At 62.3% G+C, this 21892-nt stretch carries 17 protein-coding genes; 1 reads left to right on the top strand and 16 read right to left on the bottom strand.

Annotation, left to right across the window (positions count from 1 at the left end; all coding sequences use genetic code 11):
- Positions 1 to 8: 8 nt before the first annotated feature.
- The 8 genes from nadE to IB277_RS13020 form a co-directional block, all read right to left on the bottom strand.
- On the bottom strand, positions 9 to 1019 hold the full coding sequence (nadE, locus tag IB277_RS13055) for an NAD(+) synthase (protein ID WP_192371029.1): 1011 nt from the start codon (positions 1017 to 1019) through the stop codon (positions 9 to 11).
- A complete protein-coding gene (locus IB277_RS13050; RefSeq protein ID WP_192371028.1) occupies positions 1016 to 2566 on the bottom strand; it encodes a class I adenylate-forming enzyme family protein in 1551 nt (516 codons plus the stop codon). Before IB277_RS13050 ends, nadE begins: the two co-directional genes overlap by 4 nt.
- A gap of 20 nt (positions 2567 to 2586) precedes the next feature.
- The gene (locus tag IB277_RS13045; RefSeq protein WP_034799210.1) at positions 2587 to 2853 is read right to left on the bottom strand and encodes an acyl carrier protein; all 267 of its coding nucleotides are present in this window, start codon (positions 2851 to 2853) and stop codon (positions 2587 to 2589) included.
- A 23-nt stretch (positions 2854 to 2876) separates the two neighbouring features.
- Positions 2877 to 4814, bottom strand: coding sequence for an asparagine synthase (glutamine-hydrolyzing) (asnB, locus tag IB277_RS13040; protein ID WP_192371027.1), 1938 nt, complete (start codon positions 4812 to 4814; stop codon positions 2877 to 2879).
- Positions 4815 to 4960: 146 nt separating this feature from the next.
- Positions 4961 to 5164, bottom strand: a complete 204-nt coding sequence (locus tag IB277_RS13035) for a hypothetical protein (protein ID WP_034799207.1) — start codon at positions 5162 to 5164, stop codon at positions 4961 to 4963.
- 208 nt (positions 5165 to 5372) lie between these two features.
- On the bottom strand, positions 5373 to 6134 hold the full coding sequence (locus IB277_RS13030; RefSeq protein ID WP_034799205.1) for an FkbM family methyltransferase: 762 nt from the start codon (positions 6132 to 6134) through the stop codon (positions 5373 to 5375).
- A 137-nt stretch (positions 6135 to 6271) separates the two neighbouring features.
- Positions 6272 to 6736: a cyclic nucleotide-binding domain-containing protein gene (locus tag IB277_RS13025; protein WP_034799203.1), complete on the bottom strand. Its 465-nt coding sequence runs from the start codon at positions 6734 to 6736 to the stop codon at positions 6272 to 6274.
- 91 nt (positions 6737 to 6827) lie between these two features.
- Positions 6828 to 9518, bottom strand: coding sequence for an ABC transporter transmembrane domain-containing protein (locus IB277_RS13020; RefSeq protein ID WP_034799202.1), 2691 nt, complete (start codon positions 9516 to 9518; stop codon positions 6828 to 6830).
- Between the two features lie 302 nt (positions 9519 to 9820).
- Here IB277_RS13020 and IB277_RS13015 point away from each other — a divergent pair, with 302 nt between their 5' ends.
- Positions 9821 to 10495 (top strand): class I SAM-dependent methyltransferase, encoded by a 675-nt coding sequence (locus tag IB277_RS13015; protein ID WP_192371026.1) that lies wholly within the window; start codon positions 9821 to 9823, stop codon positions 10493 to 10495.
- A 97-nt stretch (positions 10496 to 10592) separates the two neighbouring features.
- Here the strand turns inward: IB277_RS13015 and IB277_RS13010 are convergent, their stop codons facing one another.
- The 8 genes from IB277_RS13010 to IB277_RS12975 all read right to left on the bottom strand — a co-directional run bounded on the left by IB277_RS13010 (position 10593) and on the right by IB277_RS12975 (position 21892).
- Positions 10593 to 11759, bottom strand: a complete 1167-nt coding sequence (locus IB277_RS13010) for a hypothetical protein (protein ID WP_192371025.1) — start codon at positions 11757 to 11759, stop codon at positions 10593 to 10595.
- A gap of 497 nt (positions 11760 to 12256) precedes the next feature.
- Positions 12257 to 13393, bottom strand: coding sequence for a glycosyltransferase family protein (locus IB277_RS13005; RefSeq protein WP_177235716.1), 1137 nt, complete (start codon positions 13391 to 13393; stop codon positions 12257 to 12259).
- A complete protein-coding gene (locus IB277_RS13000) occupies positions 13393 to 14637 on the bottom strand; it encodes a glycosyltransferase family 4 protein (protein ID WP_034799194.1) in 1245 nt (414 codons plus the stop codon). Before IB277_RS13000 ends, IB277_RS13005 begins: the two co-directional genes overlap by 1 nt.
- A 4-nt stretch (positions 14638 to 14641) precedes the next feature.
- Positions 14642 to 15859 (bottom strand): glycosyltransferase family protein, encoded by a 1218-nt coding sequence (locus IB277_RS12995; RefSeq protein WP_090426411.1) that lies wholly within the window; start codon positions 15857 to 15859, stop codon positions 14642 to 14644.
- Positions 15860 to 15929: 70 nt separating this feature from the next.
- Complete coding sequence (locus IB277_RS12990) at positions 15930 to 17105, bottom strand: ABC transporter permease (protein ID WP_090426408.1); 1176 nt, start codon at positions 17103 to 17105, stop codon at positions 15930 to 15932.
- Positions 17102 to 18100, bottom strand: a complete 999-nt coding sequence (locus IB277_RS12985) for an ABC transporter permease (RefSeq protein ID WP_034799190.1) — start codon at positions 18098 to 18100, stop codon at positions 17102 to 17104. Before IB277_RS12985 ends, IB277_RS12990 begins: the two co-directional genes overlap by 4 nt.
- A 1-nt stretch (position 18101) precedes the next feature.
- Positions 18102 to 20003, bottom strand: a complete 1902-nt coding sequence (locus IB277_RS12980) for an ABC transporter substrate-binding protein (RefSeq protein WP_192371024.1) — start codon at positions 20001 to 20003, stop codon at positions 18102 to 18104.
- Entirely contained in the window at positions 20000 to 21892 is a 1893-nt protein-coding gene (locus IB277_RS12975) for an ABC transporter ATP-binding protein (protein WP_060521780.1), read from the bottom strand. The genes IB277_RS12980 and IB277_RS12975 overlap by 4 nt, the downstream gene beginning before the upstream one ends.

Raw genomic sequence — 21892 nt, 5'->3', positions numbered from 1 at the left:
GCCAGGCCTCAATAGCCGGCAATTTCCTCCACGGGCTGCACCAGTTGCGGCCCGAGATGCAGGTAGCGCGTCGCCTTGCGCTTGGCGGCGATATCCGCCCAGACCCTTTCGACCTGGACCACGGTCAAGCCGGCCGCCTTGGCGACGGCCTCGATCTCGATCCCGTGATTGAGGCCATAAAGGCAGAGGTCCATGCGGTCGTAAGGCAGGGAGAAATAGAACTCCTCCTGCGTCTGTTCCAGCGAATAGGTGTCGGTCGTCGGCGGGCGACGGCAAACTTCCGCGGGAACGCCGAGATGGGCGGCAAGCGCATAGACCTGCGACTTATAGAGATGGGCGATCGGCTTTACGTCGGCGGCGCCGTCGCCGTTCTTGACGAAGAATCCCTGGTCGTATTCCAGCCGGTTGGGCGTGCCGAGTACGGCAAAGTTCAACCGGTCGGCATGATAGTACTCGACCTGCTTGCGAGTGCGTTGCTTCATGTTGGTGGCCGCAACGACGCCGAGATAGACCGAGGGCGGCATGCGATGTTTCGATTGCACGCCTTCCGGGCTCTGAACGACCAGCGAGGAGATGTTGTAGCCTTCTCCCTCAAGCGCGTTGGCGATGACGACCTTCGAGGCCCACCCGTCGCCATAGTCCGGAACCAGTTCCCGGATGAAGGCGTCGCGGCGCTCGTAGCAGCCCATGGCCTTGAGGGTCGGCCCGATGTCTTCGACGATCGCCTCGACGCCGAAGGTTTCAGCGACCAGCCGGCCGAAGCGCAGGCTTTCCGGATCGGAGTCGTTTTCCGGCATGAACAGGCAGAAGACGTTCTTGGCGCCGACCGCGCGCACCGCAAGCGCCACGGAAACGCTGGAGTCGATGCCGCCCGAAAGCCCGAGCACCAGACCGCGCTTCTTCATGGAGCGCAACTGTCCGCGCAAGGCGGAAACGATGCGATCGGTCTCGGCCGCGTGGTCGATCGTCAGGGCTTCGGCCGAAAACGGGCCATTGCCCCCGGTTGTTCTGATGTTCATTGTGCAGGCTCCATCGTCTCGGCGGCAAGTCGGCGGCTGACCTTGCCGGTATCCGTCTTCGGCAGTTCGGTGCGGAATTCGATGATCTTCGGCACCATGAAATCTTCGAGGTGGCGGGCGCAGTGGCGGATGATGTCCTTGTCGGTCAAGTCAGGATCCGTGCGCACCACAAGGGCAGCGATCGCGTGGCCGAGAACCGGATCCGGCATGCCGATGACAACGGCCTCGGCAATGCCGGGATGGGCATGGAGCACGGTCTCGACTTCCTTGGGCGCGACCTTCTCGCCGCGGGTCTTGATGATATCGTCCTTGCGGCCGACGAAATAGAGAAAGCCCTCTTCGTCCGTCTGGAAAAGGTCGCCCGTATAGAGCACCTTCTCCCACGGGTTCGGCCCGGGCCTTAGCATGCGCTCGGTCGCCGCGTCGTTGCGCCAGTAGCCCTGCATCACATGCGGCCCGCGGATGACGAGTTCGCCGGGAACGCCCGGTGGCACGCGGCTGCCCTCGTCGTCAACGACGAAGGCTTCCGTGTTGGGGATGGCAATGCCGACGGAGCCCGGACGGCGATCCAGCTCCTCCGGCGGCAGGTAGGTACAGCGCTTGCACTCCGTAAGCCCGTACATCGAATAGAGCCGTGCGCCCGGGAAAAGCTCGCGCAGGCGGGCGATATGCGGCGGCGGCAGGGCCGCGGCGGTGTTGGAGAGGTAGCGCAGGCTCGGCAGGAAACCCGGCTCAAGGTCGCGCATCTGCAGGATCATCGCCGCCATCGTCGGCACCAGCGGGAAGCCGGTGACGCCCTCCTCGCGAATACGCTCGAAGATCGCATGCGGGAACGCGAAGGACTTTTCGAGCACCAGCGTCGCCCCGAGCCTGATCGCCATCAGCAACTGGTAGAGCCCATAGTCGAAGGCGAGCGGCAGCACGTTGAGGATGATGTCGTCGTCCTCGTTGCGCAGATAGGTGGTGATCGATTCCGACGCCGCATCGATGTTGCGGTGGGCCATCATCACGCCCTTCGGGCGGCCGGTCGAGCCCGACGTATAGATGAGCATCGCCAGGTCGACGTCAATGCCGCCATGCGGCACCGGCGTCGCCTCCGCCGACAGGCAGCCCTCGAAGGGCACCGCACCGGCAGGCGACTGGCCATTGGGCGCCGCGGTCGATGCGACGAAGATATCCGCCTTGCCGCCGCTCTGCGCCCGGGCGTCAGCCACCACCGGCATCAACTTGGCCTGCGTCAGGATCGCAGCCGCCTCGCAGTCGTCGATGATGTAGGCGAGCTTGTCGGCCTTGGTCGAGGCGTTGATCGGACTGAAGGTCGCGCCCGCCTTCAGGATCGCAAAGATCGAAACGGCCGCCTCCCAGCAATTGTCCATGAACACGAGGACGCGGTCGTTGCGCTTGACGCCTGCCTTTGCCAGCGCGGCCGCCAGCCGGCTCGACAGATCGTCGAACTCGCCATAGCTGAGGCGCTTGCGATCGGTGACCAGCGCCGTCTTGGCCGCATGCCTTGCCGCATTGCCGATGAGAAACTGCTCGAACCGCATGGAACGCCCTCGGGTCTTGGTTAGGCCGTGGCCGGCACTCCGGCCTTTGCCTCGATGAAGGCCGAGATGCGCGCGAGCGAATCGAGGTTGGCCGGCACGATGTCTGCGTCGGCCATGGCGATGCCGAACTGGTCTTCGATGAAGGCGACGAGTTCGAGAACGCCGGTCGAGTCGATGATATCGTTCTCGATCAGAGAGGCGCCGTCGGCGAGATCGTACGAGGTATCGCCAAACAGGAAGTTCTCGATGACAAAGGCCCTGACCTTGTCCTTGATGGTTTCCGTCATTTCATTTCCTTTCCCAATGGGTTTCAGGCCGCTTGAGCGGCGCGGATGCTGGTGCCGGTAAAGGTCTGGAGCCAGAGCTGCGTCGACAGGATGCCGACGAAGGCGGCATTGTCCCTAAAGCCGGTAGTCGGTTGCGACTGGCATTTCTCGTAGAGCTTGCTCACGGCCTTGGCATTGAACAGACCGCTGTCGCCGATGCGTGTCTCGCTCATGGCATCGCGAACGTATTCCAGTTCGCCGGCGCCGGTGAAGGAATGGCTGTCGGGCGCGCGGTAGGGCTGCTTGGTGCGCTGACCGATGGTCGGCGGAAGCAGGTCCTTCGTCGCTTCGCGCAGGATGTGTTTTTCCACCAGCCCCTTCAGTTTCATTTCCGGCGGCAGGCGCGTCGCGAACTCGACGAGGCGGTGGTCCAGGAACGGGAAGCGTCCTTCGATCCCGTGCGCCATGGCCATGCGGTCGCCCTGGCTGGAGAGAATGTAGCCGGGCAGAAGGAAACGGCTTTCGAGATACTGCGCCTGGTGCAGCGGATGCCAGCGACCGAAGGCAGCAGGAAGCCGGCTCGCCAGATCTTCGGCCGCGTCGTAGTCCTTCAGCGTGGCGCGCAGGTCAGGAGAAAAGAAGATCTTGGTCGCGGCCGTGCTTTTGAACCGCGGGCGGTGCGAGAACAGCGGGTCGTCGAGCGGCACGTCGCCGGCGCCGAAGAAGGCGGCGAGATATTCCGCCGATTGCTGCTGCAGGCCCGGCAGATAGGGGTAGAGCTTGCGGAACAGGTGCGGCCGGATTCGCGAGCCGGGCTGGCGGCCGCAGAAGCGGCGCACCCGCGCCTCCTTGAAGATATCGTATCCGGCGAAGACCTCGTCGGCGCCCTCGCCCGTCAGCACGACCTTCAATCCCTGCTCGCGCACGAGACCCGAGAGCTGGTAAAGCGGGGCGGGTGCCGTGCGGATAATCGGACGTTCGGCGAAACGGACGACCTGCGGAAAGACCTTCGCGATGTCGCCGGCACGACAGGCGACCGCGCTATGATGCGTGCCGAGCGCCTTCGCCATTTCCATCTGGAAGGCGCTCTCGTCGTGTTCGACGCTATCAAACGTCACGGAAAACGTGCGCAGACCCTGCGGCGCCATTCCGGCTGCAAGCGCCGAGACGATGGAGCTGTCGAGCCCGCCCGAGAGATAGGATCCGACGGTCACGTCGGCCCGCATGCGGATCCGGGTCGCATCGGTAAGAAGCGCGCGTAGTTCCTCGGCCGCGCTGCGCTCATCGGCAAACAGCGGCGGCGCGTCGTGGTCCGGATAGTCGAGTTGCCAATAGGGGCGGATCGACGTCTTGCCCTTCTCGACGATCATCAGGTGAGCCGGCTCGAGCTCGTGAATGCCACGAAAGCCGGTCCGCGGCGCGATCGGCGCCCAAAGGGTAAAAATCTGGTCGAGCGCAACGGGATCGAGTTCGGCGGAAATGCCGGGAACCTGGAGCAGCGCCTTGATTTCGGAGGCGAAATAGAACGTCCCGGCATGGGTCGTGTAAAACAACGGGCGCACGCCCATGCGGTCGCGCGCCAACACCATGCGCTGACGGCGTCTATCCCAGATCGCGAAGGAGAAATCGCCGTTGAGGACGGACAGGCAGTCCTCACCCATCACGGCGTAGAGATGCAGGATGACCTCGGTGTCGCTCGCGGTGCGGAACCGCCGCCCCTTGGCGCGCAGTTCCTCGCGCAATTCGACGTAGTTGAAGATCTCGCCGTTGAAGGCGATCGAAAGGTCGCCGGTTTCGTCGGACATCGGCTGCTGGCCGTCGCCGAGACCGACGATCGACAGCCTTACATGGGCGAGCCCGGCCTCCGGTGCGGCAAGAACGCCGTTTTCGTCCGGGCCACGATGCGCGATCGCAGAGGCCATCCTTTTGAGAAGGATTTCCGCATCCGGGACCGACCCGAAATAGCCACCGTAACCGCACATGCCGAGATACTTTCACACCGTTCGATCACTGCCGGACCATAAACCGCATGACGGAATCATGGGTTAATCTCCGGCATTTTCTAGTTGTATGGTAAATACCGCCGTTCAGGCGCCGCGTTGAGGATAAGCGCCGCTGGCCCTTGCCGTCAGCGCTCCGGAATTCGTCTTTTCGATGCCATCCTGAGCATCAGATACAGAAACAGAATCGGCCAGAAAACGCAGACCAGAAGCCCGGCCACGCGGTACATGTTCCAAGGTGCATGCGCCTGCAATCCTTCAAGGTAGGTCATCCCCACGAGAAAAAACGCCGTCAGGCCATAGGCGACACCGGCAACGTATAACCAGGACATGCAACCGCCCTCCGCGACGCGCCACAACCAAAACCAGGAAATAGCAGCAGCGAACCTATACCACCGGAAGTAACATTTTGAAACGAAGAGTTAACTTTAAGCGGGGGCATGGTTAACCGAACCGAGGATCGTTTCGGTTCTCGGCGGATGCCCGGACATTACCGTCCTTGTCCTCATGCATGAAAGGACTTGAGCCGCCAAAGGCTCCTTAGCGGCTACCCTCGCGCGCCACGAACAGCAGGTCGAAACCGCGAAACTCCCGGCGCGCGATCGATTTGCGTAGCGCCGTCCAGATTGCCGAGGGATTGTCGAGGCGGAAGCCCTTCAGACTACGGATCAATCCGATAGTGGCGGTCATGGTGCGAAGGACGCGCGACAGCCTGGAGCCCGTCAGCGACGCAAACAGGATCTGCGGATGAACCGCCAGCAGCACGCCGGCCGTCCGCATCCGATCGATCGTGCGGAACTGGTCCAGCGCGCGATACTCGTAACCTTCGATGTCGATCTTGAAACAGAGCCTTTCGGTCCGCGCCATGTCCTGAAGGGCTGCGATCGTCACGGTGCGCGCACGGATCGCCTCGCCGTCATCGTCGGCGATCAGGGCCGATGTTTCGGAGCTGCCGAAACCGCCACCGACGGAATGCAGCACGAGAACGTCATCCTCCGATAGCGCTGCATTGATGACCCGCACTTCGCCGCAATTCTCCGGCTGCATTTCCTTGAGGATGCCGAAACAGACAGGATCGGGCTCGACCGTGATGACGTTGTCGGCAATCTGCGCCGCCCAATAGGGCGTCACGCCGATCCAGCCGCCGATGTCGATGAAAGTCGTCTTGGCGTCGACCAGGCGCGCGATGTTCTGGAACGTGCAAGGCTCCCAGTCGCCGTTCTGCAGCCGCGCGAAAAAGCGCTTCTTTTCCGGCTTGTCGGGAAACTGAACGGTCTTGTGGAAATAGGTGATCGAACGCATGGCGTTTCTCTAACCCATATCCGGACGAAGCGGAATGGATTTTGCGAAGGGCTCATATGACCGAGGCGAATGGCTGCCCCGGCACATCGCCGCCTGCATTTTCGGGAAGGTTCGCCCGTACAAAGGAGGTGCCGCCGTCAGGCGTCCACCGGCTCCATCGAACCGCGGGCCTCGCTGAGCTCCGCCGTCGTTTGCGCGAGGCGGTCGGCGAGAACGCGCATGATTTCCACCGCCATCTCGGGGAAGTCGGCCAGAAGCTTGAGGAAATCGTCCTTGCGGATGCGCAGGGCCTCGAGCGGCGTGCTGGTGCGCACCGTCGCGGTGCGTGGCGTGTTGCAGAGAATGGCGATTTCGCCGACGATCGAATTCTGCTCGACTTCGGCGATCTTGAAAGGCCCACCCGCCGTATTGATGAGCACCTCCGCCTTGCCGGAAAGAATGACATAGGCCGCGTCGCCGATGTCACCCTGATAGAACAGCGCTTCGCCGGCGCTGTACATGACCCTGTCGGACGTGAAGGCCAGAAGTTTCAGCTTTGCCGGCGGCAATCCCGAGAACAGGGTTATTCGGCGCAGCATTTCGACTTCATCTTTGAGCAACATCACAATCCGTGTCTCCGAGTTCCCGTCGGGGGCGACTTGCCTCCCGCATCGCGGCGGGACCATATGCTCGTGCCCTGACATTAATATTACATCAAGATGCCATTTCCTTGTAGTCAGGTCGTTCATCCACATTGGCGTCGTGCAGCAGGCGCCCGTTTTCGAACCGGGCGACGCGATCGAAGAGGTCCGCCAGCGCCGGATTGGCGAGAACCCAGATGACCGCCGGATCGCGCCCGCCCTGATCGAGCATCGCAAAGACGTTGCGGACGACCTGTTCCTGGACGCGCTGGTCGAGCGCCAGGAGCGGTTGATTGAAGATGTAGTAATCGCAATTGCGGATCAGCGCGCGCGCAAGGTCGAGCTTCTGCCGCTGCGCGGCCGTCAGCCGCTTGCCGCCGGCGCCGACATTGAAGTCGAAGCCGAAAGCAAGCACTTCGTTGTAGAGACCGCCTGCCTCGAAGAGATCCCGGACGATCGCGCGGATTTTCTCCGAGCCGTCGGCGTGTTTGTGACCGATACGTCCAAAGAGCACGTTGTCGATAATGCTGCCGGACGCGATGAATCGGTTCGGGCGGTAGTGCTCGATCATCCCGGCGAGATCGGCCGGCAGGCCTTCGTCGAACTCGCGCCGGGCGGCGACGATCTTCGCCATGACCTCGTCGGTCAAAAGACCGAAACGGTGCCGCGGCTCGATGTAATCGAAGCACAGCCTGATCACCTTGATCTGGTCGTCCTCGGAGACCTCGCCCTTGCCCTTCGTGCGTACCTTCTGGAGGATGGCCTCATAGACCGGGATTTCCTCGGCGGTCATGAAGGTCAACTGCTGGAAGAACGGGTGATCCGGCGGCAGGTCGCGGAACAGTTCGACGACGTTCTCGGCGATCTCGATGCCCATCTCATAAAAGGTGTCGCGCAGGCCGACCCGCTGCAGGATCGTCTTGAAGAACGGATGGTTCTCCAGCGCATCTGCCCACATCACCTGATCGGTGATGGTGCCGAAGAGCATGTTTTCGCCGATCGTCGCCTCGACATTGTAGGTCCCGGGCTCGAAGAACACGACGAGGTCGCTGAGCTTTTCCTTTTCGAGACGCTGCCGGAGCGCGCTGCGCATCTCGACGATGCCTGCGGCGAACTCCGCATGCTCGTGGGGATCGATGGTCGAGCGCACGGCCAGCGCCATGACGTCGTTGGTCAAAAGCACCGCGTCGAGAACCGGCCGGATCTGCACGAGCAGATCGTCCGGCCCGTTTGCCCCGGCGGATCCATAGTCGATCCAGTCGCTGTTGACGTCGAGATACGGGTTTCCGGCCAGCCGGGCTTCGGTCACCTCCCATTTGCGGTGCGTCGCACGCTCGCCCTCATAGATCTCGTCCGTGAGCGGCGCATGCTTCAGCCCGTAAAGGATGTTGTCACCGAGGCTGCCCTGGAAGACGTAGACGTCGGACGAGGCGTAGGCGATCCGTCGGCCGGTCACCGATTCCGGCAGCTCCAGGATGTCCTGGCCCCCGACGAGCACCTTGCCGCTTGCCGGCCAGACGAGCCGGCCGAAGGCCTCGGCGAGCACTTCGCCACCGCCCATCAGCGCCACCTTCTCGCCGGGCTGGACCTGCAGCGAGACGTGGTCAAGCAGCGTCGAGCCGCCATCGTCGATCACCGTCAGATTGACGGCGGCAAGCGGGCCTGCGAGCGGCACGGCAGCGGTGGTTGCCACCGCCTGGACCTTGGGATCGAGCAGCGTGTCGACGCTGAACTGCTCGACCACCTGCGCATATTTCACCTGGACGTCCTGACGGGCCTGGTCCCAGTCGATCAGTTCCTTCAGCGGACCCGGCAGGTCCTTGTAGGCGCCGATGACAGCGACGAGCTGGCCGATGTCGAGGCGACCCTGCAGGGCGAAATAGCCGCCGATCGCGTAAAACAGGAAGGGCGTGACCTGTGCGAGGAAGTTGTTGATGAACTTGACGAGGAATTTCCACTGGTAGAGGTCGTAGCGGATCTTGAAGATCCGGCCGAGCCGCGCCGCGATGTCGGCGCGCTCGTAGTTCGACGTATCGTGGCCACGGATCGCGCCGATACCGTCGACGATTTCGCTGACGCGGCCGGAAAGCTCGCGCGCCGTCAACTGCCGCTCGCGCCCAAGCACGAGCAGCCGCTTGCGCATGCGCGGAATGATGACCGCCTGAACCGCGACGATCAGCGTTGCGATCAGCCCGAGCCAGAAGCTCTGCAGCAGGATGAACACGAGCGCCGTCAAGGCCTGGCCGCCGAGCAAGGCGGGCGAGACGAAGGCATCGCCGGTGAAACCGCCGAGCGGCTCGACCTCGTCCTTGATCATCGTCGCGATTTCGGCGGGCTTCACCCGCTTGAAATGGCTGGGCGGAAAACGCAGGACCCGGTCGACGAGTTCGAAACGGATGCGGCGCAAGAGCCGCTCGCCGAGCCGGCCCTTGAACGTGTTGATGTAGAATTTGAAGAGGCCGTTGACCACCACCAGCGCCAGGAACACCAGGCTGAGGGCGAGCAGCATGCCTTCGCGGCCGAGCTGGAAGCCGTCAAAGACGTTGAACGTGCCCAAATACGGCAGGTCGAAGGATATCGGCAGGAAGGCCTGAGTGGCCTCCGGACTGTCGAAGCCATCGCCCTGGATCGGCCCGTTGACGATCTGCTTCGGCAGATCGAACGACAGGAAGTAAGGGATCATCGACAGCGCGACGACAACCAGGATCCAAAGCTGGTCCTTGCGCGTGTGGGTCCAGATATAGCGGGAAAGGCGTGGTTCCATGTTACTGGCGATAGGACCTTATTGAACACGACTGCTGCTGGCGGGCCGGGTTGCCATATGTCCCCAGCACGCATCACTCTTCGGCGACACCTCCGGACGGGTACCCTAAGGCACGCTCCTGAAGCGACGCCTGCATATTCCGCCCGGCGCCGAATCCGGTTGATCGATTATGCAGGTGCGAGGGAAATCTGCAATGGACGCGGTTTCCAACAGGCGGCCTTGAAGTCAACCGGCAGAGGTCGACGCTCCCGAAAGCACACGCCGTTATTGCACTCGCTCGATGCGCAGCTTACAACGACCGCATGAAACAAACCAGCCATCCCCCCTGCCAAACCAACGATTGGTACGAGCATGCCTTCGATCTCGCGCGTGGCATCGCCGCCTATACGCGCAGTCCGCTGATCGAAGGGATCGGCCGGGTGATCTCCAAACATCCAGACGCCCACATCGCCAATGCCTTCAACCACAAGCAGGTTGCCTGCAAGGTCTGGGCGCGCGATACGCTCTTTGAGGTGGCCGGCCCCTCCTACGGCAAGATCGCCATCCTCGGCGGCTGGTACGGCATTCTCGGCGCCATGCTGCTGGAAGACCAGCGCTTCGATGTGGCGGCAGTCGACAGCTTCGACATCGATCCGGACGTCGAAGCGGTGGCGCGGACGCTGAACGCGGCCTTTCCGGACAAGTTTCATGCCGTGACGGCGGACATGTATGCGATCGACTACGCGGCGCTCGCGGCAGACGTGGTGATCAATACGAGCTGCGAGCATATCGCAGACCTCAAGGCATGGCTCGATCGCATTCCGGCCGGTACGCGGGTGCTGCTCCAGTCCAACGACTATTTCAGCGAGCCGACGCATATCAACTGCGTGGCCTCGGTCGAGGAATTCGCCAAGCAGGCGGCACTGACGACCGTGGAGTTCGCCGGCGCGCTGCCGACCAAAAAATACACCCGCTTCATGCTGATCGGCACGGTCTGAACCGATCGAGATCGCACTTGTTTGCCGGGACAGCACCCGTGCGCTCCGGCACCGCTGTCTGTCGTCGGCCTCCACGGGTACCGCCGCCCCCCGACGTTCAGTCATGCGTCTCGGCGACCCTTGATTTCATCTCGTTCCAGAGCGACGACGCGGTTCCTGCGAACGCCTTGTAGCCTGCCTCAAACGGATGTCCGTCGTTATCAGGATAAAAGCGCTGCCCGGCCAGGATCGCATCCCGCAAGGCGTCAGTCGTTGCATCCACCGCACTACGATACGGCAGATCAAGCCGGCCGGCGACCTCCCGAATTTTGTCCTCGAGTGCGATCTGACGCTCGACACTGCGGATGAAGGCGGGATCGGCAACCGCCAGCTGGCCACCGCGCCGAAGGTGTTCGAAAACCACACGCTCCTTGGACGGAATCAGCAACAGTCCTACCCGTCCCCGTCCCTGCGCGGCCCAGTCGGCCGCAAAACGTTCAAAGTCCGCAAACATCGCCGCTGTCTCGGACGAGGCCAAATCGCTCATGCGACCGGCATCATCCACATAGCGCCTCGACACCGGTGGGATCCCGTCCAGGAACCGGTAATATTCGGACGCTTCATCGCTGCCCGTGCCAAGGAAGCGCGCATACAAGCTCGTCACACGGTCCTTTATCGCATATTGATAAGCGCTCAGAAGCGCGACGTTCTCGAACAGCTTCGTCTTGATGCTCGCCGATCGCGCCTTGGTGCATTGCGTATGGCTTCCGGTCGGACTGAAGAGAGCCTGCAGGTGAAGCCGTGCCTGCTCTGCAAGCCAGAAGTCGGAACGCGCGTTCATGATATCGCATGCCGAAAAAACGATCGCGAAGTCGTTGCCTGGGAAAATGGCGACGATCGCGCCTTTGGCTCCATTTGCCAGCGCGTCGTGGACGATCGCGTGGTAGGTGTAGATGCCGTAACTTCCGACACCAAAATTGTAGGTGTGTTCGCCGGTGATGGCCTGGAAGACGGCCGGCCAGGTCTGACCGCTTTCGACGTTGTTGCCATAGGTCATCGAGTCGCCGATTGCGGCGACTTGAAAGCCCTGCCGTGCGCCTGTCGGGTCGCGGAAGCCGTCCTCGTCAACGCCGGCAAGGGTAGGATCGAGACGATAGCCATACTTTTCGTCGATGCTTCGGTGCGACTGCGTTCCGATCGGAAACGGCGTGAACATGCGCAGCATTACCTCCCCGGCCCCCAATGCCAAGGTCACTGAGATCAACAGCGCGATCAGATTTCTCAACTGCCCCTCCTGCCTTACGCGCTCGACGCGCCGAAATCCCCTTGCATTGCTCTGCGGCCGCCGTTCATCGCGGGTGCCCCGCTGCCTCTACGCTCGCCAGCCGGCGCCGCTGCAGCGCACAGGCGATGCCGTGCGCGAGAGGCCGGCGGATGTTGGAGAGGTAGACAAGGCAGGAAAGCCGTACGGGAAACTCTTCGCCAAGAGTATGACCCAGTCCTGGCAAGACCTTGAGTTTAGTGCACACAGGAACCCAGGTTATCGTTCGGTGGAAATGCACTTCGTATATTCAGAATCAGTATTATTGATTTCACTAACATACCATTCCGGAGACAGCCAGCCGGGACACGCAGAACGCGAGGAAAATATCCAGGCTCCGTACATACTGGCAGATAGTCGAATGGTCGCCCGACCATTGGTTTGCCGAGCGACTTTTCTATTTCGGTGGTTCCGCTCAAGGGCGGCCTTCAGCGGAGACCGATGGGCACCACCGACTACGGCTAGCGGACCGTCTGAAGCCCCAGTATCTCCGCCGTTCTAGCGGCGCCGTTCAGGTCGAGTGGTGGGATCTCCGGCCTTGGCCGCGCCAGCATCGTCTCGACGTCGCGGGCCAGCCTCTCCGGTGTCACGTCCGCTTCTGGCAGAACGCCGGCAAGGCCGAGCTTTTCGAGCCTTTCGGCGCGCGTCGACTGCTCGGTCTCGCCGCCGGCGACGAAGGGAATGAGCAGCGACGCACAGCCGGCACGGAAGATATCGCAGACGGTGTTGTAGCCGGCCTGGGAAACCGAGAGCCGCGCACCCGACAGAAGGCTCGCAAAATCCTTGCGGAAGCGGAACAGATGCACGTTTGCGGGCGCTGCGGCGGCAAAGCCATCATAGTCGTCCTGCGGCAGGTTCGGCCCGGTGATCAGGCACCATTTCAGGTCGCCCGCAAGCAGCCCGGCCGCCTGTAGTGCCGCGCCGATCAGCTCCTTGCCGACCGCGCCGCCGCCAGCCGAAACAAGCACGTCGAACCTTTCAGCCGGAGGTTCAGGGGCATGGCCGGCGACAAGACCGGTATAGACGATCTTGTCTTCGATCTCCGCCGTATACGGATAGGTCTCCTCTAGCCGCGCAAAGGCAGGATCGCCATGCACGAGCACGAGGTCGAAATGCGCCCTGACAACGTCGAGGGTTTCTTCGGCGCGCCCGGGCTTCGTCCGCTCCTGCAGGATATCGCGCAGCGATGCGGCAACGAGGGGCCGCGGCTCCTGCTTCTCGATCACCTCCAGCAGCGGCATCAACTCGAAACGCATCTGGCGGCGGCCAAAGGGGAAGGCTTCGAAGATGACGATGTCAGGCTTGCAGGCAAGAAATGCCTCGATCAGCAGGTCGCGGCGCTCTTGCTTGAAAGCCTCGCTGACCGGGTTTCCCTCGCCATCGGCAAGTCCGCTAAACCCCTTGTCGCCAGCCAGCACCGGCGGCAGGGCCACGTGTTTCACATCGTTTGCGGGGAACCCCGGCACCGGGCTGCCGCCCGTCACGACGGTCACGTCATAGCCTTTGGCCGCCAAGGCGCTCGCGATCCGGCTTGCCCGCGCCAGGTGACCGATGCCGAGCAGGTGCTGTACGTAGAAGAAGACGCGACGTGCGGACATCAGGCGGCTCTCCATTCGCTGGCGAACAGGCCGGCGAGTTGTTCGATGCTGGTGTGGTGGTCGAACTGGCCGCGAACCTTCCGCTCGGCCGCATCGCCGAACCTGTGGCGAAGTGCCGGATTGCGGATCAGTTCCTCAAGCGCGGCCGCAAGTGCCTGCGGATCCTCCGACGGAACGACACGGCCGTTTTCGCCGTCCTCGAGGAGTTCCGGAACGCCGGATATCGCCGTCGAGACGCAGGCCAGCCGCTGGCTCGATGCTTCGACAAGCACGTTCGGCAACCCGTCCCGATCGCCGTCCGCGGTGATCCGGCAGGCAAGCGCAAAGATGTCGCTTGCCCGATAGTGCGCAAGCACATCGGTCTGGTCGAGCGCGCCCTTCCAGACAATACGGTCGGAGACGCCGAGCTCCGTGGCGAGCGTCTTCAATTGGCCGGTCAGTTCGCCGGCGCCGATATGCTCGAACCGCCAATGAAGCTCTGCCGGCAGCTTGGCCAGCGCCTTCAGCAACACGTCGTAGCCCTTTTTTCCAACGGCACGGCCGACGCTGACGATGCGGACGGGATCGGCCGGATCGGAACCGGTGCGATTGGAATGCGTGCCGTCGAAATGCGGGAAGCGGTCGAGGTCGAGGCCATGATAGCTCAGATGTACTCTCGATTTGTCGCTGGCAAGGCTGCGGAGATGCTCGTACCCCATGCGTGTGCAGGTCACGGTCCAGCGCGCAAGGCCGAGCTTTTCGGACAGTTCCCAGTCGGGCGAGGTCCAGATGTCCTTTGCATGCGCCGAACAGGTCCAGGGCGTGCCGGCAATCACGCTGGCATAGGCCGTCACCGAAGCAGGGGTATGGATGAAGTGCGCGTGCAGCCAGCGCGGCTGTCCAGGCCATTCGGAGGCGAGCACCAGCGCCTGGCCGAGCCGGCGAAAGCGGTTGCGGCTGAAATCGCGCGGCAGGTCCTTGAGGAATAGACCCAGGACGCGCCAGAATCCGGGTTTCGGCAGACAGCGCACGAGCCCGCGCAGAACCCTTAGCGGCTCCTCATGCAGATATTCGGGCAGATAGTGGACGTCGGCGCGGATTTCGTCATGCACCGGGTGGCGCTTGCCGTCCGTCGGACGCCGAAGCGAGATCAGGACGAGTTCGATCCCGGCGCGCTCGAGGCCAAGCAGTTCCTGGGCGATGAATGTTTCCGAAAGACGCGGGTAGCCCTTCAGCACGACTGCAATCTTGCGGTCTGTCGGCAATGCTTCAGCTCGATTTCTTCACGATGTTCAGGTGGTCGCTCGACGGCCGATCGAGCCATCTGCCGACGATCTCGGAGATGTGCACGAGGCCTTCCAGCCGCAGGCCGTTGGCGCTGCTTTTCGACGGTGGCTCACGATAAGGCAGCGCCCTCAGCGCCGCCGCCAGCCGCAACGGATCCTCCGCCTCGTCCGGCAGGAGCATCTCGACCAGCCCCAGCTCGGCAGCCCGGCGCGCGCGGATCAATTGCTCCTCGCGCGGCTGGATGCGCGGCACGATCAGCGCCGGCTTGTCGAAGGAGAGGATTTCGCAATAGGTGTTGTAGCCGCCCATGGCGACGACGCCCTTGGCGCCGGCAATGAGCTCTTCCATGCGATTGTCGAACTCGATGATCTTGATATAGGGGATCTTGCTGCCCTTGCGGATCAGCTTCTCGCGCTTCTTGACCGGCATATAGGGCCCTAGCACGATCAGCGCCTTGTGCGTGAGCTCCGGATCCTGCTGATAGGCGTGGATGACGTCGTGGATCAGGTCCGCCCCATCTCCGCCGCCGCCGGTGGTGACGAGGATGTAGTCGCCCTGAGGCTTATGACCCGGCAATTCCTCGCGCGGGACGCTGCGCTGCAGAAAACCGACGAAGTTCATGCGCTCGCGCACCGCGGGCGGCACGTCAAGTTCGGTCAGGGGGTCGTAGAAATCAGGCGGGCCGTAGACCCAGATCGTGTCGTAGTACTGCTCGATCTTGCGCATGGTATCGCGCCGCTTCCACTCTGCCTCGAGCAGGTGCGGCGCATCCATGACCTCACGCAGGCCGAGGACGAGCGTCGTGCCGTGCGCCTTCAGATAGGTCAGCGTTTCCTCGACCTCGCCGCGCAGGCCCATCGGCTCCTTGTCGACGATGAAGATGTCCGGCTTGAAGGTCTCTGCCGTATGGCGAATGATCGCCTGGCGCATCTTCAGCGTTTCATCGAGTTCGATATGGCGGTCGAGCGAGGTGTAGTCGCCATTATGCAGCTTGATCACGCTCGGGATCTTCACGAAATCCACGCGCGCGCGATAGTCGAACGCGCCGGCAATCGTCGCCCCGGAAATGATCAGGATGTTCAAGCCGCGATAGTCTTCCACCAGCGAATGCGCGATCGTGCGGCAGCGCCTGAGGTGTCCGAGCCCGAACGTGTCATGGCTATACATGAGGATCCGGGCATCTTCAAAACGCCGCATCATGCAAGAAACCTTTCACTCAGGGTACGATGAACCGTTTCACGCGGGCCGTGTGGCTGCGTCAAACCGGGCTTCATTTGTAGGGATCCGCCGCGTCACGCAACCCATCTCCCAAGAAGTTGAACGCCAAAATCACAAGAATGACCGGAATTGTGGGAAATAGGAGCCAGGGATAGAAGGCAATGACGCTGACGCTTTTCGCCTCCGTCAGCAGAATGCCCCAGCTGGTGATCGGCGGCCTGAGACCGAGGCCAAGGAAGCTGAGCGCCGTTTCCCCGAGGATCATGCCGGGAATAGAGATGGTCGCGGTGGCGATCAGATGCGACATGAAACCGGGCACGAGGTGCCGGCCGATGATGCGGCTGCTCCTTGCGCCCATAAGCTGGGCCGCAAGCACATAGTCTTCCTCGCGCAAGGCCAGCAGCTTCGAGCGGACAGCGCGCGCAAGCCCGGTCCAATCGAGCAGGCCGAGGATGATCGTGATCGCCAGATAGATGAAGATTGGACTCCAGGTCGCCGGCATGATCGCCGCCAGCGACAGCCAGAGCGGTATGCTCGGGATCGATTGCAACACCTCGATGACACGCTGGACGATGAGATCGAAGACGCCGCCGTGGTAGCCGGCAAGACCGCCGATGACGATGCCGAGCACGAAGCTGACGGTAATGCCGAGAAGGCCGATCGTCAGCGAAATCCGCGCGCCATAGATGATGCGCGACAGCACGTCGCGCCCGAGGCGGTCCGTTCCGAGGAAGAAGGCCTCGCCGCCCGTTGCCGGGCAGACGAAATGCACGTTGCTTTCAAACAGCCCCCAGAAGCGATAGCCGTCGCCGCGGCAGAAGAAGCGAAGCGGCTGCACATCGTTGGTATCGTCGGCGTAGTTGCGCTTCAGCGTATCCATGTCCAGCGTCATCGTGCGGCCGTAGACGAAGGGACCGACGAACTTGCCCTCATGGAAGAGATGCACCGCCTGCGGCGGCGCATAGATATAGTCCATATTCCGGGTATGCAGGTTATAGGGCGCCAGAAACTCGCAGACGACGATCATCAGGTAGAGCACGACGAGAAAAACGCCGGACGCAAGCGCCAGCTTGTGACGGCGGAATTTCCACCACATCAGCCGCAGCTGCGAAGCCTGGTTGACGCGCACCTGCTCGTCCGTCATCGCCTCGACGGAATAGGGGTCGAACGGAGCCGTCGATACGTAGTGCGGCATGGGCTCGCCGGGCGCCGGAAGAAATGACGTCACTTGGTGCTCCTGCCTTGCAGCCGAATTCGAGGATCAAGAATGGCGAGCGCGATGTCGGAGATCAACACGCCGATCACCGTCAGGAAGGCCAGGAACATCAAGAAAGACCCGGCAAGATACATGTCCTGGCTCTGCAACGCCTTGATCAACATCGGGCCGGTGGTCTCGAGCGAAAGCACGATCGCGGTGATTTCCGCGCCGGAGATGATCGCCGGCAGGATCGAACCTATATCCGAGATGAAGAAGTTCAGCGCCATGCGCAGCGGATATTTCACCAGCGTGCGCATCGGCGAAAGGCCCTTGGCGCGTGCCGTCACCACATACTGCTTCTGCAACTCGTCAAGCAGGTTGGCCCTCAGGCGCCGGATCATGCCGGCGGTTCCCGCCGCGCCAACGATGATGACCGGTATCCAGATGTGTTCGAGGATCGATTTCGCCTTTTCCCAACTCATAGGTTCAGCGAGATACTTCTGGTCCATCAAATGGCCGATCGAAATCCCGAACCAGATATTGGCGAAATACATCAGGATCAGCGCCAGCATGAAGTTGGGGATGGCGATGCCGATCAGGCCCATCAGCGACAGGCCATAGTCGCCCCAGCTGTACTGATGGGTCGCCGAGTAGATGCCGATCGGGAAAGCGATCAACCAGGTGAAGATGATGGTGACGAAGGAAACGAGGATCGTCAGCCACAGGCGGTCGCCGACGACGGCGCTCACCGGAAGCTCGTACTCGAACGAATAGCCGAAATCGCCCTGCAGCATGCCGCCGAGCCAATAGACGTAGCGCAGGACCGGCGGCTGATCGAAGCCGTACTCCTTCCTGAGCGCCTCGATCTGCTCCATGTCCACGCCTTCGCCCTGCGCCTTGATCTCGGCGACATAGCTCTCGAAGTAATCTCCTGGCGGCAGTTCGATGATGGTGAAGACAAGAGCGGAAATGATGAGGAGGGTCGGAGCCATCGCCGCGATACGCCAGAGAATATATCGCAGCATGTCAGGCTTCCTGTTCGATCCAGAAGGTGTCGGGTTTGTAGACACCGAAATAGCACGTGGGGTCGAAGCCGTAGAGCGCAGTGTCGGGCACGTTCCTCAGCTTCTTTGCCACGAGGATCGGCTGGAGCGAGGCGTTGACGATGCCGATCGAGAACACCTGGTCGGTGTAGATCGAGAGCATCCGGCTCCAAATCTCCGTCCGCTCGGCGTCTTCGGCCGAATGCCGCCAGCGCTTCAGCAGTTCCGTCAGTTCCACGGCTGCCGGAAGGTCCGGGGCCTGGCCCATTTCGCCGTGGGAAAGATAATTCAGCCCCCAGACCGGCCATTGCAGCTGGTCGTCCGCGGTCGGCGCAAGCTGGCCGGGGTTCATGCTGGCCGTCGGCACGCCGTTGTCTATGCCGAACCACATCGACATGATGATCTCGCCACCGACGGCGCGGCTGCGGAACGTGTCGCGTTGCGAGGTCCGGATGAAGAGCGATATCCCAACCTTCTGCCAGTAGTCGGTGATGAGCTGCAGCACGTCCGTCTCGAGTGTGCTTTCCCCGGCCGTTTCCACGACGATCTGCGCCGCGCGGCCGTCGGAGAGAATACGGATGCCGTCGCTGCCCTTGTTCGTAAGGCCTGCCTCGTCGAGCAGCGCATTGGCCTGTTCCGGATCGTGGGCGACCCAGGCACTGGCAAACTCGGGCCGGAAGAGCGGGCTCTCGGGCAGCACCGTGTCGGCGCTTTCCTTCGTCAGGCCGTAGAACACCGCCTTGTTGATTTCGGTACGGTCGATGGCAAGCGACAGCGCGCGGCGAACGCGCACATCCTGCAGCAGCGCCCGCCAGACCGCATCCGAGCAGTTGAGGTTGGGAAGCAGCGCCAGGCGCGAGCCCTGCGTCTTCTTCCACAGCAGCACTTTCGCCGGATAGCGCTTCTCGGAATCCTTGAGGAAGGTGTAGTCGACGAAGTCGATACCGGTCGCCTGCAGGTCGCTTTCGCCGGTGCCGGTCTTGGCCGGGATTAGCGCAGACGAGCTGACGCTGAGCACGAACTTGTCGATATAGGGTAACTGCAGGCCGTTCTCGTCGACGCGATGATAGTAGGGATTGCGCTCGAAGACGAATTGTTCGGCCGGAAGCGGCGTCGTGTTGCGCCAGGGGTCCAGCGTCGGCAGGTCCGGGTTTTCCGGGCGGTAGGAACGGGCCATGCGCATGTGCAGCTGGCTCCATTTCTTGACCCGCTCCTCCTTCATCAGGGCCTTGAGCTTGTCTTCTTCCTGATATTTCTCATGGAACTGTTTCAGGTAGGTCGACGGCATCACCACCACCATCGGCTGGGCGCCGGCGAGCTTCTGCAGGAAGTCAGGATTGGGTGTCGACCAGGAATAGCGCACCGTGCGTTCGTCGATGATCTCGAACTTGGCGGCCTCGCCATCCATGACCAGCGCCGTCGGCAGCCCGGCCGGGCTCAGCTTCTCGTTATTGAGAACGTCGTCCCAGCAATAGCGGAAATCCTCCGACGTCAGCGGCGTGCCGTCGGACCACTTGTGGCCTTCACGGATGTGGAAGGTGAAGATGCGGTCCTCGACCGTTTCGAAGCTTTCGAGAACGTCCGCTTCGATCTTCAGCGCTTCGTCGAAGCCGACCAGACGGGCATAGCCGTAGATCGTCATCAGGCGGATGTCCTTGGCGCTGCCGATCAGCATCCGCACCTCGCCGCCGTACTTGCCGGGCTGGCGCCCCATGGCCGCGACGTTGATGACACGCGGCGTCTTCGGCAGGCGCTCGGCCAGCGGCGGCAGCTTGCCGTCGGCAATCTGCTTTTCCCAGAATGCGGGCTCGCCTGCAGCTGCAAAGAGCCGCGTCGGCAGAGCCACAGTCGCAAGCAATGCCAATACAGTTCGGCGGGTGATCATGGCCGCAACTCCCTTGCATCCACGGATCGGCGCGCCAGCACGATGTGGTCACCACCGAGATCCGCGGGGATCAGCGCGTCGCCGGCATCATCGTCCCGGAACTGCGCTCCCCAACGCCGCATGTCCGAACCTTCGCTGTCCTTCAGCAGTTCGAAATCCAGCGGCCGGTCGAGATCCGGATAAGGAACCGCCGCGAGCAGCGACTTGGTATAGGGATGAACAGGATTGCGCATCAGCACCTCGCGCGGCGCCAGCTCGACGATACGCCCTGCACACATCACGGCGATGCGGTCGGCCATATAGTCGACGACAGCCAGATTGTGCGAGATGAACAGGCAGGTCAGCCCCAGCTCCTTCTGCAGGTCCTTCAGCAGATTGAGGATCTGCGCCTGGACGGAGACGTCGAGCGCGGACACCGGCTCGTCGCAGATTAGCAGCTCCGGCACCAGCGCCAGTGCGCGCGCGATCCCGATGCGCTGGCGTTGACCGCCCGAGAAGGAATGCGGGTAGCGGTTGATGAAGCGCTGGTCGAGACCGACGGCCTGCAGCAGCGAACGCACCGTTTCTTCGCGCGATTTGCCCGTTCCGCGCCCGTGGATCTCGAGCGGCTCGCTGAGGATGTTCTTGACCGTCATGCGCGGCGAGAGCGAGGAGACCGGATCCTGGAAGACCATCTGGATCTTGGACCGCATGGCCTTAAGGTCGTCGCCCTGCACTTTCAGCACATCGACCGGCCCCTCGCCATTGTCGAAGATCACCGAGCCCTGGTCGGGCGTGACGGCCCGCATCAGGATCTTGCTGACGGTGGTCTTGCCGCAGCCGCTTTCCCCGACGAGGCCGAGGCACTCGCCACGGCGGATATCGAAACTGACATCGTCGACGGCGCGATGCAGCGTATCTTCGCCACCACCGAACCAGGACGATTTGCGCGTTCCATAGGTCTTCGAGACATTGCGGACGGACAAAAGCACGTCGGGACCGGTGCGCCGGTCGGCGGCCGAGGTCCCGAGCAGCGTTCCGGCCTTGACCGGCACTTCGCGCAGTGCCTTCAGCCGCTCGCCGGGCTTCATGTCGAAATGCGGAACCGCGGCCATCAGGCCCTTGAGATAGGGATGCTGCGGGTTGCGGAAGATCGCCTCGACCGGACCCGCTTCGACGATCTGGCCGTGATAGATCACCACAACCTCGTCGGCCATGTTGGCGACGACGCCAAGGTCATGGGTGATCAGCAGCATGGCCATGTTGAGTTTGACCTGAAGCTCGCGCAGGAGTTTCAGGATCTGGGCCTGAACGGTCACGTCGAGCGCCGTCGTCGGCTCGTCGGCGATCAACAGCGCCGGCCGGCAGATCAATGCCATGGCAATCATCGCGCGTTGCCGCATGCCGCCGGAAAGCTCGAACGGATACATGTCGTAGGCGCGCTTCGGATTGGCAAAGCCCACATAGCCGAGCAGCTCTTCCGTTCGCGCCCGACGTTCCGCCTTTTCCGCGTCGGTGTGGATCTTCAGCACTTCGGAAATCTGGTTTCCGATCGTGTGGAGCGGCGACAGCGATGTCATCGGCTCCTGGAAGATCTTGCTGATGCGCGTGCCGCGCAGGCTGCGGATCTCCTCCCCTTCCCGCTCCAGCGAGAGCAGGTCGATCGGCTTTGCAGCCGTCGTCGGGTCGTTGAACAAAATTTTGCCACCAACCTTGGCGACGTTGGGCAAGATGCCCATCACCGCCTGGCTGATTGCGGATTTCCCCGATCCGGACTCGCCGACGAGCGCCGTCACCTTGCCGGGCAAAATTCTGAAATTCGCGTTATTGACGGCTTGAACTTCGCCGCCGAGCACCGAGAATGTGATCCGCAGACCTTCAACTCGAAGCAGGTCCGCCCCAGATGTCAT

Source organism: Ensifer sp. ENS07, assembly GCF_014852185.1.
Classification (GTDB): domain Bacteria; phylum Pseudomonadota; class Alphaproteobacteria; order Rhizobiales; family Rhizobiaceae; genus Ensifer; species Ensifer adhaerens.
The sequence above is the reverse complement of the archived record's forward strand: the minus strand, read 5'-3'. Positions and strand labels throughout refer to the sequence as shown.